The sequence below is a fragment of the Bradyrhizobium genosp. A genome (genome assembly GCF_049949275.1).
Lineage (GTDB): Bacteria > Pseudomonadota > Alphaproteobacteria > Rhizobiales > Xanthobacteraceae > Bradyrhizobium.
Map to the genome: position 1 here is coordinate 2,486,010 of NZ_CP188196.1, position 16,256 is coordinate 2,502,265.

Genomic DNA, 16,256 nt, shown 5'->3' on the forward strand with positions numbered 1-16,256 from the left:
TGCGCGGGCGCCAGGAGCGGCCACACACGATTGCTGCGCCGAGAAGCGAGATGAACTCGCGTCGCCTCATTATAATAGCATCATACTGGATAAGCATCCCGCTGGAACGAATTGACCTTGCCCTTTTGGCTTAATCCGGTTTGAAGTTTGCTCCTCTTTAGGAAGTCCTATACGAAAGCTCGCCGTGTTCCCACTGACGGAGGTAGGCGCCATGGGGCTCTCAGCGAACATGTCTGCGCCGGGCGGATCACGTGCCGCAGTCCTTATCATCGTCGAGAACCTGCCGGTGCCGGCCGATCGCCGGGTCTGGCCGGAGGCTACGGCGCTGCACCAGGCTGGTTACACCGTCTCGGTCATTTGTCCGAAAGGGAGGGGATTTGATAAGACATACGAGCAGATAGACGGTGTGCATATCTACCGCCATCCACGGGGTGTGGAAGGCTCGGGCGCCGTGACTTATCTTCTCGAGTATACTGTCGCCCTTTTTTGGCAATTCGTTCTCTCGTTGAAGGTGGCGTACAGGCATGGATTCGATATTCTACATGCGTGCAATCCGCCGGACTTGATCTTTTTGATCGCGATTTTTTACAAGTTCTTCTTTGGCAAGAAATTTCTGTTTGATCAGCATGATCCCGCGCCCGAACTTTATGAGGTCAAGTTCGGCCGCCAGGATTTCCTTTATCGTCTCCTGCTCCTGTTTGAACGCTGGACGTTTCGCTCGGCCGACGGAGTCCTCGCGACAAACCCTACCCTGAAGCAGCAGGCCGTGGAGCGAGGCGGGATGCCGCCAGACAGGGTCTGGATTGTCAGAAGCGTCCCCGATGTTGGGCGCTTCAGCCAGGTCAAACCCGAACTGTCGGTCAGGCGGACCTTTCGATATCTCGTCGGCTATGTGGGAGTGATTGCCGAGCAGGACGGAGTAGACCTCCTGGTCCAGGCGATGGAACACATCGTCAAGCGCATGCATCGAACGGATATCGCCTGCCTGATCATCGGCGACGGGCCGGAAGCAGGTCGGGTCAGGACGCTCACAGGCGAACTCGGGATTGCCGACAATGTCGAATTTGCCGGTTACATTTCGGGCGATGCGCTTCCCGCCATGCTGGCGGCTTGCGATATCGGTGTTGTTCCGGATCCGCCCAATGCCTGCAACGTGATTATGTCGATGATCAAGGTCTTTGAATACATGGCCCTCGGGCTGCCGTTCGTCCTGTTCGACTTGGCACAGGCGAGGCATGATGCGGGCGACGCTGGCCTGGTGGTGACGGAGCCGACGCCGCGGGCGCTCGGCGAAGGAATCGTCGCGCTGCTTGAGGATGAGGCCGGGCGCGAGCGCATGCGGAACTACGGCAGGGAGCGTGCCTACGGCGAATTTCAGTGGGAGGTCGAAAAGAGTTCTCTTCTGGCCGCCTATGCGAGGTTGGTGCCGAGGCGCGCACGTGCGCATACGAGGAAAGCAGGGACACCAGCCAATACGAATGCTCCCTAAGAGCGGAAGTAATCAGTGGCGCGGGCGAACTGCTGTGACCGATCGCGAGCTCGCCGATTGGATCGCGAGCGCAATGTCCGGATCTTGGCTCCTGACTGCGGCAAGTCCGCGCTGTCGGATGTGAGTACCTCTTTTGGTCTACCTCTTTCAATTCTTGTCCGCTTGTTTCAACGCGATCTCTATCGCATTGCGCTGCGCTAATCTCCCTGAGACGCTCGACGCTTGGAAAACTTGTCAAGGCGCAGCAGACCGCTTCCTCGATTAGACAGAGCGGACGGGTGCGAGCCGCGCCTGTTGAGAAAACGGAGTTTCAGGTGAAGCGGCTGCTTGCTGCGAAAGGTTCTGATCGCCGCAAGTCGTTGCGGTTGCCGTCTTCGTGCTCGGCGCGTCTCCTTCCGCCTATCATTTTGTATGGCGGCGTTGCGACGCGCTTGAGGCCCTGCTTCTCGTTGGCAATGGCGTCAAGGGCTCGGAATCTTGTAGCCTTGTCGACTCCCGCAGCATCGTCGACCTACCCGGCATCAATTCGCTCCGCCGACTTGCCGAGACAGGCGCGAAGCAGCGAACAGGGTAGGTCTTCAGCGCCTTTTCTCTGACCTCGACCGGATGCAACCGAACGGCGGCGTCCTGACTTCCATCTCACCTGGGTCAAGACCAAACGCAGGGTGGCGTCGATGGAGGCCCTACTACGTCGCGGACTTCTCTGGTAGCGCAAATACTCCATGGAGCGAGCAAACATTGTCCGATGGCGGCGTGTCGGTGGACTCACCGCCGACCAGATATAACGATCATTTTTGACCCACGGTGCGCGGTACTTTCGCGCCGCCGTGTGCCGCGCGACTTGGAAGGCGACCCGGTTCGCCTCTCTTCCGAATGCTAGGCGCAGGTTGCCGGTAACGCGTTCAACTTCCAGATCGTTTGAGGTCAGCCTTATCGCAATAACGGGTCACCCTGGAGCGCAATCTGTTCGGCGGCAAGATGACATCGCCATGCCGCTCCAGTGGACTCCCAACGCCATTTGCTCCAAACAGATCGACAAGCGGCAACGCCACATTGCATGTTTATAGGCGCAGCGTTGCCACGTGCACTTCATGCGCAACGCGCTGGCGCATGCGGGCAAGAGCTGACGGCGCGTCGTCTCCGCTTCCATCACCACCGTTCGCCCAAGGAAGATGCGGCAGGCGAATGCGCCCAAAACTGATGTGCTCGCCTGCGCGACATTCCCGCCGTGGCATCGGACCCAGCTGCGCCTCTCCGACGGCGACACAAGCTGATAGAAAAATTGAATACGCGTGTCTTGAACCGACTAACTCAATACGTGGCGCAATATAGGCGCGTAGTTCCGGGCGCTACATACTTGGGTATAAATCACACTTTGAAAGTTTTTTCGCCATTTTTGCTCTCTAACCAACCGACCCAGCAGTCGGGGGGCACCTTCAAAAATCCCACTGCTTTGGAATCCGCTCGCGGTCTGAGACTGCGATGCGTTGAAATCCGCTCGCGGTCCGAGACCGCGTTGCGTTGGAATCTGCTCGCGGCCTGAGGTTGCGAGCACGTGGTATGTCACGCGCCTTCGTGATGCGCGGCAGTGGAATTCCTTGTAAACGTCAAACTCAGTAAACAGAACGAAAGGCTACGCATGTCGTTCAACTTGTCATCTACTCCGTTTTCGTCGAGCTCGGCCTGGAACCAGCAGGTCAATACCGGAGCAACATATACGTCGCTCAACTGGCCCACCGCGACCGGATGGAACTACGCCGTGGGCTGGAGCGGCGCAGGGGCCGGGACGCAAGCAGGCGGGCCACCAGTCTACGTCGCTTCGTCGTCGGACCCGGTCGTGCAGGTGTCTGTCCCCGACAGCTGGGTTCCCGCCGGGACCTACAGCGTCCATATGCCGACCGGGGCGACCGGCGGGCCTAACACCGACGCCGCGCTCGTCGTCATCGACGGCGACATCGCTTACAATTTCTGGCAATTCAACCGCACGAGCAACACGACCGCGACCGCCTCGGCGATGGGCGACGCGAACGTGGTCACGGGCACCGGTTGGGGCGACGCCTCGCAAGGCGCAGGCATCGTTGCCGCCGGCGCGAGCGAGCTCGGCGGGCTCCTGGTCAAGGCGCAGACGGACACCGGCACGATCGACCATGCCCTGCAGCTCGCGGTCCCCGACTCGATGTTGGCGCCAGGTTACGTTTCCCCCGCCATTGGCAGCGACGGCCACACTGTCGGCGCTCCCTTGCAGGAAGGCGAGCTTCTGGCCATTGCGCCCGGAACGCCGATGCCCTCCGGCCTTTCGCCGCTCGGCCAGGAGGTGTTCCGCGCCCTCCAGCAATACGGCGCCTACGTGATCGACACCGGAGTCGACCAGACCGCTATTCGCGCTCAGGCGAACGCCTATGATGCGACGACGATGAACGCCCTCCGTCTGGACTTGAATTCGGTCCTTCCAATGCTCAAGGCGGTGAGCGGGGGCTCGCCCCCGCCCCCGACGCCGACGGTCCAGCCGGCGGTGACGCAGGCCACAGCTTCTCCGGCAACCGGAATCGAGCATGCCGGCGATTCCATCACCCTGTCGCTTGCCTTCAACGAGGCCGTGACGGTGACGGGGACGCCCACGCTGTCGCTCAATGACGGCAATACCGCCACCTATGCCGGTGGTTCGGGCACGGGCACACTCACCTTCAAGACGACCGTCGCGTCGACCGACACGAACACGTCGGCGCTCGCCATCACCGGTGTCAATCTTCCGAGCGGTGCGACCATCAAGGATGCATCGGGTGTTGCGGCGAACCTGTCGGGCGCGGTGAAGACGTTCTCCGGTCTCCAGATCGATCCGATCTTGCCAGCGGTGACGCAGGCCACGGCCTCGCCTGGAACGGGCACCGAACTCGTGGGAAGCACGATCACGCTGGCGCTCGGCTTCAACGAGGCCGTGACGGTGACGGGCACGCCCACGCTGTCGCTCAATGACGGCGGCACGGCCACCTATGTCGGTGGCTCGGGCACGGGTACGCTCACCTTCAAAACGACTGTCGCGTCGACCGACACCAACACTTCGGCGCTCGCCATCACCGGGGTCAATCTTCCGAGCGGTGCGAGCATCAAGGATGCATCGGGTGTTGCGGCGAACCTGTCGGGCGCGGTGAAGACGTTCTCCGGTCTCCAGATCGATCCGATCTTGCCAGCGGTGACGCAGGCCACGGCCTCGCCTGGAACGGGCACCGAACTCGTGGGAAGCACGATCACGCTGGCGCTCGGCTTCAACGAGGCCGTGACGGTGACGGGCACGCCCACGCTGTCGCTCAATGACGGCGGCACGGCCACCTATGTCGGTGGCTCGGGCACGGGTACGCTCACCTTCAAAACGACTGTCGCGTCGACCGACACCAACACTTCGGCGCTCGCCATCACCGGGGTCAATCTTCCGAGCGGTGCGAGCATCAAGGATGCATCGGGTGTTGCGGCGAACCTGTCGGGCGCGGTGAAGACGTTCTCCGGTCTCCAGATCGATCCGATCTTGCCAGCGGTGACGCAGGCCACGGCCTCGCCTGGAACGGGCACCGAACTCGTGGGAAGCACGATCACGCTGGCGCTCGGCTTCAACGAGGCCGTGACGGTGACGGGCACGCCCACGCTGGCGCTCAATGACGGCGGCACGGCCACCTATGTCGGTGGCTCGGGCACGGGTACGCTCACCTTCAAAACGACTGTCGCGTCGACCAACACCAGCACCTCGGCGCTTGCCATCACCGGCGTAAACCTTCCGAGCGGTGCGACAATCAAGGACGCGAGCGGTGCCGCTGCGAACCTCACTGGCGCGGTGAAGACGTTCTCCGGCCTCCAGGTCGATCCGACGTCATCGACGCCGACTACCCCGTCCGTGACCCAGCCGGTCCTGACCATCGCGCATAACTCGCTCTCGGTAGCCGGGAGAGGCGGTACCGTCGACCTGGGGACCACGGTGACAACGACCGACTCCAACGATGTCGTGACCGTGAACATCACGGGGTTGCCGAGGTACGAGACGATCACCGACAAGCTCGATGGTCATACGTATAGCGGAAACAACATCACCTTGACGGCGGCGCAGGTCGACAGCGGACTGACGCTGACGTCGAACTACAGGGGCGGGGGTCATCCGGTTGCGACACTTACGCTGACCGCAAGCGCAAAGGATCCGACCACCGGTGCGGTTTCGACGGCCTCGCCGCAGACCATCACCGTGGTGGATCCTCGACCCACGGCCGTCGCGACCTCCACATCGTCGCACCACCACCACCACCACCACCACACCGCAACGGATCATCAGCCTGCTGCCACCACGACGGCCCCGACTTCGCCACAGCCGATCGACTCTGCGGATCATCCGCAGGCGACCGTTGCAAACGCGGGGATCTTGGCAAGCCGTGGCTTTGCGCTGCTCCAGCAGCATTTTGACCCGGCCACCAGCGCTCTCGCAACGACTGCGCCGCAGTCGATCACTGCGGCAGATCATCCAGTTGCGACCGGCATGGCGTCCCTGGCAAGCCAGAGCTTTGCGCTGCTGAACCAGTACCTGGCCGGTCACGCCGGCCAGGTGGATGCCGGTCAGATCGTGGCGGCTGTGTCGCACGCGATCGGTTTGGGTCAGGAATCGTTGCTGGCCAGACCGCAACATTAGTGCCTCGCCGCACCCAGGCTCAGCGTCTGGGTGCGGCGCCGTCAATATTTGTGAATGCATGAGAAGGAACTTCATACGCGGTCGGTAGCCGCGGAGGGTTGAGTTGAAAATGGCGATCCAGAATGGAAATGCCCATGCCGCAGACCTCGGGCTTCAGGCCCTGGCTCTGTTCCTGCGCCTTCATGGCGTGAACGCCGAACCCGACCAGCTCCGCGACCGATGCGGAGAGCGCGAGATCGGCATCAGCGCGATGCTTCGCTGCGCCCATGAGCTCGGAGTCGAAGTCCGTTCGCGCACGACGCGTTGGAAGCGACTTGCGCGTACCACGCTGCCCGGAATCGCGTCGCTGCGTGATGGCGGATTCCTGCTTCTTGGCAAGGTCGATGATCAGGCAGCACTTGTGCTGCATCCGACCGCATCGCGTCCGAAGATGATGACGCGCGCGGAGTTCGAAGAGGTCTGGGACGGCCGTTTAATCTTTGCTGGCTCACGGAATCTCGTGCACCGGATGCTTCAGTCCCTTGTCGGCATGAATGTCCCGGGGCGTGATCTGGCGCGGCGTGTCGGCAATGCCGCGAGGCATGCCGGCAATATGTTCACGCACGCCCGGGATGTCTTCGTGCGTGCCCGCGATATCATGATGCGCACGCGGTCACCCGATCGACCCGATGTCGCTGTCCAGACAGCGGCCGCCGAACCCGAGAGCGGCGATGAGTCGGGGCTCATCGCGGTGGCGATATTGCTACGTTGCCATGGCATTGCGGCCGACCCGGAGCAAATTCGGCATCGCATGGGCACAGCGCGGGTCGGTGTGACCGAAATCCTGCGCTGTGCCAGGGAGTTCGGGCTCAAGGCTCGGGCCCAGGGGTCGAGCTGGAGCAGGCTTGCGGTCACGCCGCTGCCGGCAATTGCCGTGCTGCGCGACGGCGGCTTCCTGATCCTGGGCAAGGTCATCGACGACAAGCTTCTGGTTCAGCGCCCGTTGTCGCCCCGGCCTGAATCCATCACGCAGGCTGAGCTCGAGGCCATCTGGGACGGTGACATCATCCTGATGACCCGGCGTGCGGCTCTGACGGATCTCTCCCGGCGATTTGATATCGGCTGGTTCATCGGCGCGGTCCACAAGTATCGCCGCCTGCTCGGCGAAGTGCTGTTCGCGTCGTTCTTCCTTCAGGTATTCGCGCTCGTATCGCCGCTGTTCTTCCAGGTGGTGATCGACAAGGTGCTCGTGCATCGAAGCATGAGCACGCTCGACGTCCTGGTGATGGGCCTCGTCGCGCTGACCGTGTTCGAGACCGTTCTCGGCACGCTGCGCGTCTACCTGTTCGCGCACACGACGAACCGCATCGACGTCGAGCTCGGCGCGCGGCTGTTCCGTCACCTGATGGCCTTGCCGATCGCCTATTTCCAGACGCGCCGCGTCGGCGATTCGGTTGCACGTGTTCGCGAGCTGGAGAACATCCGTCAGTTCCTGACGAGCTCGGCGCTCACGCTGGTTATCGATCTCCTGTTCACCGGCGTCTTCCTTGCGGTGATGTTCTACTACTCCACACCACTGACGCTGATCGTCATTGCGTCGTTCCCGTTCTACATCGGTATTTCCGCCGGTGTCGCGCCGCTGTTCCGCCGGCGCCTCGACGAGAAGTTCAATCGCGGCTCGGAGAATCAGGCCTTCCTGGTCGAGAGCGTCACCGGCGTCGAGACGCTGAAGGCGATGGCGGTCGAGCCGCAGATGCAGCGACGCTGGGAGGAGCAGCTGGCGGGCTATGTGGGCGCGAGTTTCCGCGTGCTCAGCCTCAACAACACGGCGAGCCAGGCGGTCCAGATGGTGAACAAGCTGGTCACCGCCGCGACGCTCTACTTCGGCGCCAGGCTCGTGATCGGCGGCGAGCTGTCCGTCGGCGAGCTCGTCGCGTTCAACATGCTGGCGGGGCGGGTGAGCATGCCGGTGCTTCGGCTTGCGCAGATATGGCAGGACTTCCACCAGGCCCGTCTGTCGATCGATCGTCTCGGCGACATCCTCAACACCATGCCCGAGCCGAGCTTCAGTCCGGCGCGCGCTGCCTTGCCGCCGATCCGCGGCAAGATCACGTTCGAGCACGCGACCTTCCGCTACCGCGTCGACGGTCCCGAAGTGCTGCACGGCGTGTCCTTCAACGTCGAGCCCGGTCAGGTGATCGGCATCGTAGGCTCTTCGGGCTCGGGCAAGAGCACGATCGCCAAGCTGATCCAGCGTCTCTATGTACCGGAGAGCGGCCGTGTGCTGGTCGATGGCGTTGACCTCGCGATGGTCGACCTGACCTGGCTTCGACGCCAGATCGGCGTGGTCCTTCAGGAGAACGTGCTCTTCAACCGCTCGATCCGCGAGAACATCGCACTGGCCGACCCGGCCATGCCCATGGAGCGCGTCATCGAGGCGGCGTCGCTCGCGGGCGCTCACGACTTCATCCTGGAGCTGCCGGAGGGCTATGACACCGTGGTCGGCGAACGCGGCAGCAGTCTCTCCGGCGGGCAACGCCAGCGTGTCGCGATCGCCCGCGCGCTCATCACCGATCCGCGCATCCTCATCCTCGACGAGGCGACCAGTGCGCTTGATTATGAAAGCGAGCGCGCCATCCAGCAGAACATGAGACGGATTTCCGCCGGACGGACCGTGTTCGTGATCGCGCACCGACTTTCGACCGTGCGCAATGCGAACCGGATCATCACGCTCGAGCATGGCCGCATCGTCGAGGACGGCAGCCATGACGAACTGATCCGCTCGAACGGGCGTTACGCAAACCTCCATTATTTGCAGGCCGGAATTCATGACATCCGCTAGCCGAAACATCGTTCCGTTTCCGAGACGCGAGCCTCGCCGCCGCGAGCACGAGATCGCGTTCCTGCCGGCGGCGCTCGAGATCACTGAATCGCCGCCATCACCGGTCGGGCGCGCAATCGGGGTGAGCATCATCGCGGTGTTCTGCGTGGCGCTGGCGTGGGCGTCGTTCGGCAGCGTCGATATCGTCGCGACCGCGACGGGCAAGATCGTGCCGGGCGGACGAACCAAGCTGATCCAGCCATTCGAGACGGGCGTTGTCCGTGCCATCCACGTCCGCGACGGACAGACCGTTAAGGCCGGCGATGTCCTGATCGAGCTCGACCCGACGATGACGGAAGCCGATCAGGAGCGACAGAGAAGCGATCTCGTTGCGGCCGAACTCGATGTCGCGCGGCTGCGCGCAGCGCTCGCCGAGGATCCGCTTGCAGCTTTCCGGCCACCGCAGAGCGCAAGTGCCGCGGAGACCGAGATGCATCGCCAGTTTCTGATCAGCCAGCGCGCCGAGCAGAACGCCAAGCTCGCCGAAATCGAGCGCCAGCAGGGTCAGAAGGAAGCAGAGCGGGCAACCACGTCGGCGAGCGTGGCGAAGCTCCAGGCGACGATACCGGTGCTCCAGGAGCGGGTCGATATTCGCAAGGCGCTCGTCGACAAGGCCTTGGCTTCGAAGGTCGTCTATCTCTCCGAGTATCAGGAGCTGGTCGGCCTTCAGCAGGATCTCATGCTCCAGCAGAGCCGGCTGCACGAAGCCGACGCAGCCATCGCCTTGCTGAAGGAAACGAAAGAGAGGACCTCAGCGGAGTATCGGCGCGCGACCTATGACGCACTTGCCAAAGCCGAGCAGAAGGCGGCGAGCGCCGCGCAGGAAGTGGTCAAGGCGGAGCGGCGCACGAAACTTCAGCAGTTGACTGCGCCGGTCGACGGCGTGGTGCAACAGCTCGCCGTTCACACGGTGGGCGGCGTGGTGACGCCGGCGCAGGCGCTGGCCATCGTGGTTCCAAGCGAGACTCAGCTCGAGATCGAGGCCATGCTCTCCAACCGCGACGTCGGATTCGTCCATTCCGGACAGAAGGCGGAGATCAAGGTCGATACGTTCAATTTCACGCGCTATGGCCTCCTGCATGGGGATGTGCTCAGCGTGTCGACGGATGCCATCACGCGCGACAAGCCGCAGGGCGGGTCGAACGATCGTGCGTCGGGCACGGCACAAGGCAGCAGCGAGCCGAAGGGCCAGGAGCTGGAATATGCGGCGCGAATTTCACTCGATCGCACGCACATGCAGGTGGAGGACAAGCTCGTCAAGCTCGGCCCGGGCATGGCGGTGACGGTCGAGATCAAGACCGGCGCGCGTACGATCATCAGCTACCTTCTCTCGCCGTTGGCGAGGTACAAGCAGGAATCGCTGCGGGAGCGATAAGAAAACCGGCTCTCGCAGGAGGCGCGCATCGCCAAGCTCGAGGCTACCATCCCTCCGCTCCAGGAGCGCGTCAATGTCCGCAAGACCCTGTTCGACCAAAGCAGCTTGGATCAAAACTAAACTATCTGTCGGAATACCAGGAGTTGGTGAGCCAACAGCAGGACCTCCTCATTAAGAAAAGCAATTCGAAGGAGGCCGAGGCGGCGCTTGCCGCGCTCAAGGCGATCCGCGACAGGACCGCAGCAGAGTTCCGGCGCGCGCTCTACGACGAGCTAGCAAAGGCCGAGCAGAAGGCCGCCGGTGTCGCCCACGACGAGTTCGGCAAAGTTGGCCTGTCCCGAAGAGGAGACAGGGTAGCGTAAGCGATGAAACACAGGAAGGCCTAAGCGGGAATCTCAATCCGGCGCATGCACAGGTCCGTCGCTAAGTTTTCCACATCAATGCCAGCGCGCGTTCGAGCATCCGCCCATTCGCGCGAGGAAATCGCCAAAGATACGCCAACGTCCATCGTCTGGCGCGGCTTACGGGAAATCATTGAGGCGATGGTGGTCGGTGGTCTTGAAGAATCGAGGCAAAGAATGCCGCCTCCTGCTTTTGCGTAAACGTATCACCTGTTGTCAAAAACCTCCTTGCATTCAAATCAAGCCGGCCCCAAAAATCTCGCCATGATGCGCTCATCCGGTGAGCTTCTGGACGTATTACTCGCAGGTAAGCGCGATCCGAAGCGCCTCGTGCATCTTTCACCCCGAACCCGTAAGGCGCGCTGGCCTTGTCTTTGCCGATGCTTCAGATTGATGATCTGGTCGAACCACGTCCGGAATAGGTCGCTCGATCCCGCCATCTTGTGCGCTCAGACGAGGTTCCCGCCCGATGGCGAGAAGTGTTGACAGATCGCGCAGTATTCCGATAGCGATGCCAAGAAGCGCCCCCGCAACGATCGCTGTTCCAAGCACGATTCTAGCTTTTGGCGAACTTGCCCTCAGGGGAGGCGACGCCCCAGTGATGAGAGTCGCCTCAAATATCGGCGAGGATTGTTGCCGCGTGGCTTCCATCTTACGCAGCACGTGGCGAAAATTATCATAGGCGCTTTTGGATGAATCGGCAGCGGCTGACAGTCTATCGATGGTGGCAGCGGAATCCGCCGTAGTTTTCCCATTTCTACTGTAATCCTCCAATGCCTTTTGGGCAGCTGATGCTTGAGTGCTCAATTGGTTCAATCGATCCTTAACCCATGAATCATCTTGCAAGCCGGCATTGTCCGTTTGATGGGTAATATATTTTTCTGCGACGGCGTTTAGGATCTGCGCCGCTCGATCAGGATCTCTGGAGTCGAAGGTAATCTCGACAAGATACGTAGAGCCGAGACGTTTCGCCGAAAGATTGCGTTGGAACGATTCCATCATATAGCGCGCGGCATTAGCTTCCGTTTCCGGTTTACTCCAGCCGAGCAGGCGGGATATCGAGCTGGTCATGGTGTGCAAGAGGCTGGCTTGGTCGGCCACAAATTCCGGATCTTGAGCAAGGCCGAGCTTTCCGATCACGGCACTAGCGATGCTCTCAGATTTTATGATCCTGATCTGACTTTCCACGATCGTTGACACCGACGTAGGGTCGATCGCTTTCGAGTCTACGATGAGTTCCGCCTTCGCAGTAAACGCGGGTACCGCGGTGATGACGTAAAGTATGGCAATGCCAAGCGTTGCCAAGGTTGTCAGCAATATGATCGAGAAATGCCGTCGTATGAAGGCAAGCACTTCTACCAGGGACACGGCCGGTGCCGGACGAAACTCAGGCGGCATATTGTCCCGATTTACCCAGTTGTCCGTTCTATTGGTCTGCAGCATTTTCGTACCATCGGTGGTGGAAGCGTCGCGACGATGCCCGAGTTAAATATGTGCCGCAATTTGCCAAGGCGAACGTCGGCTGGCGGAAGATGCGGCAGACGAAGTCGCGCGAGGTAACTAACGGGCCCCTACCGACGCTTGCTGGGGCCGCCCTGCCGCCGTCGACCAAATGTGCCGGAAATCTTGTAGAGGCCGGCAAATTGGTGGAGAACGCATAACCCATGACACTCTACCACCCAGGTGCTCATCTCCGGTCAAATCAGTACATTACAGCTCACCGGATGGGAATTGGCGATAATTAGGTAACTACGATGGTCGGTTGAGCTACGGCACTGCCGGATAGGGTTGGAGCCGCAAATCGGCCGCGCTGGCGGCGAAAGCAAGCGGGGAAGCGTCCCAGCAGAACCATACTAGCGGAAGCAGCGCAGTGGAGCTGCAAAAGTCCCTGCAATAGGAGCGCGAGCGCCCCCAGGACTGGAACAGAATCTTGGGGCAGCGCGACGCGACGTCGAAGTCCAGACCTCTACTTGGCGACAAACTATTATCGCAACAATAGCCCGTGGTCGCCGCTCTGATTTGTCGCTTGCGCGAGGCGAAGAGCCTCCGAAACCCTAGAAACCAAGAGGTTCTGGTCCGGGCACGCGGCCCCCCGCGTCAACTCGACATGACCGACATGCAGGTTCGAGGTCCGAGGATAGGCTGAAGCTCGGCGGTGACGGTCGAGGTCAAGACCGGTGCGCGCACGATCATCAGCTACCTTCTGTTGCCATTGGCGAGCTTCACGCAGGAATCGCTGCGGGAGCGATAGAGAAACCGGCTCCCGCAGCTTGCGCGTTGCGTGTCGTCAACCCGAGGAGAGTACCTGCTCCGATCTCGCGTGCTATTCACGCAAGGGCAGCAGGGAACATGCTGTCGGGCGCCCGCACGTCGGGGACGTCGACGAAAGTGTCGCAGCTTTGCCCCACGATGGGATCGTTCGCGCGACGGCAGTCGTTTCCGGTCCCTGCGCCTACTTGTAGAGCCGTGCCGCCGCGCGAGTCCCTCGGTCCACGCCCTTGCGGAGTAGACCGTCGATAGGGGGTGCCGCGACATGGCTAGACTGGGGGACCAATGGAGCCGGCTCGTTGATCTGCTCCATCTCGGAGATCGCCTCGAGAGGCTTCGCGATCCCTCTGCCTGGATCGACGGCTGTGAGCGCGCGACCGCTTGCCGCTTGAACCAGCGATCCATTGTTCATTCCCCAAATCGCCGCTTGTGTCCGGTTCTGAACCCGGACCTTGCGCAGGATTGCCTTGACGTGGACCTTCACAGTGGCCTCGGCGATATCGATCTTTCGGGCAATGCACTTGTTGGAATCGCCTTCGACAAGGCAAGATAGAATTGCCTTTTCTCGCGGAGAGAGCTGCGGTGAGATCGCGTTCTCTGAAGCGACGAGGATCGCGTGTGCATTTCCGCCGGGCTGCGTGATTTCGCGCTCGCGTTCGCGATGGCCATCAAGAGCGAACGACAGGAACGCCGGCGGAAAGACGGTCTCGCCCATCGTCACGAGCTCGACCGACTTGATGAAAGCGTCGCACGAAATGACGTTGACGAAGTAGCCGTTGGCGCCTGCACGAAATGCAGAAGCGAGTTCGACCGGCCGATAGTTGTCCGAGACGATCGCGATGCGCGCGTCCGGATACCGATCTTTTACATGTCCGATGTGTTCTATCGCGAGATCGAAATCATCGCCGGTATGGACGATGAGAAATATCAGCTGCTCTTCTTGAAGTGAGCTTGGCAGCTCCTCGGGGCTCGACGCCGATACCGCTACACGAAAATTTGCCGAGTGTAGTATTCGAGCAATACCTTCTCTAATCAGAACGTTCTTTCCAATAAGAACCGTTCCGTAAGATTGCCGCCTCCTCATTTTACCCTCCAGCCTACGCAATGACACAACAGCGACGGACGGTTGAACTAAATGGTCTTCCGACGGATGAACGAATCGTTGTTAGATTGGTCGTTCTCGCTCCGCCTGTAGTCTTCAGAAATATCGAGGTACTTCGATCGCGATCCTCCTCTTTTGTCCTTGGCCGAACGTTGTCCGGCGATCGCTCCATATTGCTTAAGTATCTATGAATGTTAGATGCGAATATCCGATCGCCCTATATATCGTTCGTTATAGGGACGGGCGTGCATGCTTCCGTATGACTACGGTGCCTGAAAACCGCTTCTGGCGCAGTCTCTGCGTGAATTAGGTCGCGATGTTAATTCAACGTTGAATAACCTGTCGGAGCTTTTGTTCGTCGGTGCTACGTCTGCGCGAACACATTCTGCAAGCGAGTTAACAGCGCGGTGCATATCGAGCGTTGCGGAAATATCGAAAGTATGCGCTGTTGAGGATTTCGCGGTTATCCGGCCCGTTCGCAACGGAGGTCGGCGCGGTGATCACCGGAGTCTTACGGGGTGTTTGCCCGCCTAATTGCCGGATGAGAGTCGGGAAGCGAGCAGACCTGTGCGCCCATTAACCTCTAAGTATTGCGCCGCGACATCAAATGGCTTGTATTCTTCGGACTTTCGGATGATTCTATCGATAGCGGTGAAATAGTGGCGGGGACACGGAGTTTTTCTTTTGGGGGCGACACGCTGAGGAGCGCCCGATGCGACGTACTAATGTAGTCATTGCAGACCGGCATCCGGTGGTATTGCAGGGCCTGAGCAACGTGCTTGGTGCTGTAGCGGATTTCAATATTGTCGCATCTTGCAGCGACGCTGCGAGCTGCATCGAGGCGATCCGGAACCTGGCGCCCGATATCGCGATTGTCGATCCCGCTATGCCCGAGCTCGGCGCGCTGAAAATTCTTTCGACCGTCAATTCAGAAAATCGTTCGACGCATGTGGTGTTTTTCGCCGCGAGTGAGGATTGCGAACTGGTGCTCGCGGCGACGCCCGTGACCTGTAGCATCGTCCTGAAAGACTCGGAGCCCGAAGCGCTGGTGCAGTCCCTGCGGCACGTCGCCAATAATCAAAACCTGCTGCCGTCGGTCCCATCCAAGGCGATCGAGCCGCACGAGCAGGGCACGAATTCGGAGAACGCGCTGACGGCGCTGACAGACCGCGAGCGTCAGATCATGCGTCTGGTCTCCGAAGGATTGTCGAACAAGGAAATCGGGCGGCGGTTGAACCTCGCCGACGGCACCATCAAGGTGCACCTGCACAACATCTTTCAAAAGCTCGAAATCAGCAATCGGACGGTGCTCGCGGCCCTCGCCATCTCGCAACATGATCGCGCGACTGTCCCGCGGGAGAAGGCCCGCATTCCTGATTGAGGCCAGCAAGTAGAGGGCGCTGAGAAAATCTTACGCGGCCATTCTTGGTGGGGTAGTCCCTCGGGGCAGGCGGCTGATCCAAAATCGCAGCCAACGCATCGGGATGGAAGTGATATTTACTGGTCATCTGCAGCTCTGGGTCCATCGCGGTTTGCCCGTTGTCTGGTAGAACGAAGTCGCGGGCGATAGCGAACGGCTCCAGATGCGATCGCAGAGATGTGCCGACTGGATCTCGGCACATCTGGAGTTGCGGCCCTGGCCCTCCCTGCTGCCCCCTACGGTCAGGGCCGTTTCTCCACAGACGGCCTGCCAACAGGACTAAACTCCGCGGTTGAGCCGACAGCGCGTATGCGGGCGCATCCTGATGTCCCTTCAGTTTCACCGTGCCGTCGTGGACATGGAAATTTGGAGCGCGACCGGCGACGGCTTTTCCTTTGTAATCACGTATGAGACCCCTGCTGGTGCCGGCTTTCATGGACGTGCCGGCTATGTGGCGTCGTGGCGGCCGCTCTATCGGAGTAACGGCGCGATCAAGATTGGCGGCTCGGCGTTTGCAACCTTCGCGGAGGCTGAGAAGGCCTGCGATACGATGCTTGAGTACCTGAAGGGGCTGTCGCTGAAATGAAGTACACGGCCTGGTCAAGCTACGTCGACTTCGAGTAGTTTTGATCCGAGGAGGCCGCACAATCGACGCGGCCCTAAGGCTCGAGTTCGGGC

General features: G+C 60.7%; 9 protein-coding genes. 7 read left to right on the plus strand and 2 right to left on the minus strand.

What is annotated here, in order from left to right:
• Positions 1-211: 211 nt before the first annotated feature.
• From ACP2YP_RS11610 to ACP2YP_RS11630, 5 genes are all read left to right on the plus strand, one after another.
• Entirely contained in the window at positions 212-1,489 is a 1,278-nt protein-coding gene (locus ACP2YP_RS11610) for a glycosyltransferase family 4 protein (protein ID WP_426424252.1), read from the plus strand.
• Between the two features lie 1,639 nt (positions 1,490-3,128).
• Positions 3,129-6,152 (plus strand): beta strand repeat-containing protein, encoded by a 3,024-nt coding sequence (locus ACP2YP_RS11615; protein WP_426424253.1) that lies wholly within the window; start codon positions 3,129-3,131, stop codon positions 6,150-6,152.
• 109 nt (positions 6,153-6,261) lie between these two features.
• Positions 6,262-8,973, plus strand: a complete 2,712-nt coding sequence (locus ACP2YP_RS11620) for a type I secretion system permease/ATPase (protein ID WP_426424255.1) — start codon at positions 6,262-6,264, stop codon at positions 8,971-8,973.
• The gene (locus ACP2YP_RS11625) at positions 8,960-10,387 is read left to right on the plus strand and encodes an HlyD family type I secretion periplasmic adaptor subunit (RefSeq protein WP_426424256.1); all 1,428 of its coding nucleotides are present in this window, start codon (positions 8,960-8,962) and stop codon (positions 10,385-10,387) included. Before ACP2YP_RS11620 ends, ACP2YP_RS11625 begins: the two co-directional genes overlap by 14 nt.
• Before the next feature lie 146 nt (positions 10,388-10,533).
• Positions 10,534-10,749: a hypothetical protein gene (locus ACP2YP_RS11630; RefSeq protein ID WP_426424258.1), complete on the plus strand. Its 216-nt coding sequence runs from the start codon at positions 10,534-10,536 to the stop codon at positions 10,747-10,749.
• A gap of 378 nt (positions 10,750-11,127) precedes the next feature.
• Here ACP2YP_RS11630 and ACP2YP_RS11635 read toward each other — a convergent pair whose 3' ends face one another.
• Complete coding sequence (locus ACP2YP_RS11635; RefSeq protein WP_426424259.1) at positions 11,128-12,231, minus strand: Wzz/FepE/Etk N-terminal domain-containing protein; 1,104 nt, start codon at positions 12,229-12,231, stop codon at positions 11,128-11,130.
• Positions 12,232-13,240: 1,009 nt separating this feature from the next.
• On the minus strand, positions 13,241-14,140 hold the full coding sequence (locus ACP2YP_RS11640; protein ID WP_426424260.1) for a LuxR C-terminal-related transcriptional regulator: 900 nt from the start codon (positions 14,138-14,140) through the stop codon (positions 13,241-13,243).
• 730 nt (positions 14,141-14,870) lie between these two features.
• Between ACP2YP_RS11640 and ACP2YP_RS11645 the strand changes: the two genes are divergently transcribed.
• Both ACP2YP_RS11645 and ACP2YP_RS11650 read left to right on the plus strand, forming a co-directional pair.
• The gene (locus tag ACP2YP_RS11645; RefSeq protein WP_426424261.1) at positions 14,871-15,539 is read left to right on the plus strand and encodes a LuxR C-terminal-related transcriptional regulator; all 669 of its coding nucleotides are present in this window, start codon (positions 14,871-14,873) and stop codon (positions 15,537-15,539) included.
• 364 nt (positions 15,540-15,903) lie between these two features.
• On the plus strand, positions 15,904-16,164 hold the full coding sequence (locus tag ACP2YP_RS11650; protein ID WP_426424263.1) for a hypothetical protein: 261 nt from the start codon (positions 15,904-15,906) through the stop codon (positions 16,162-16,164).
• Positions 16,165-16,256 lie beyond the last annotated feature (92 nt).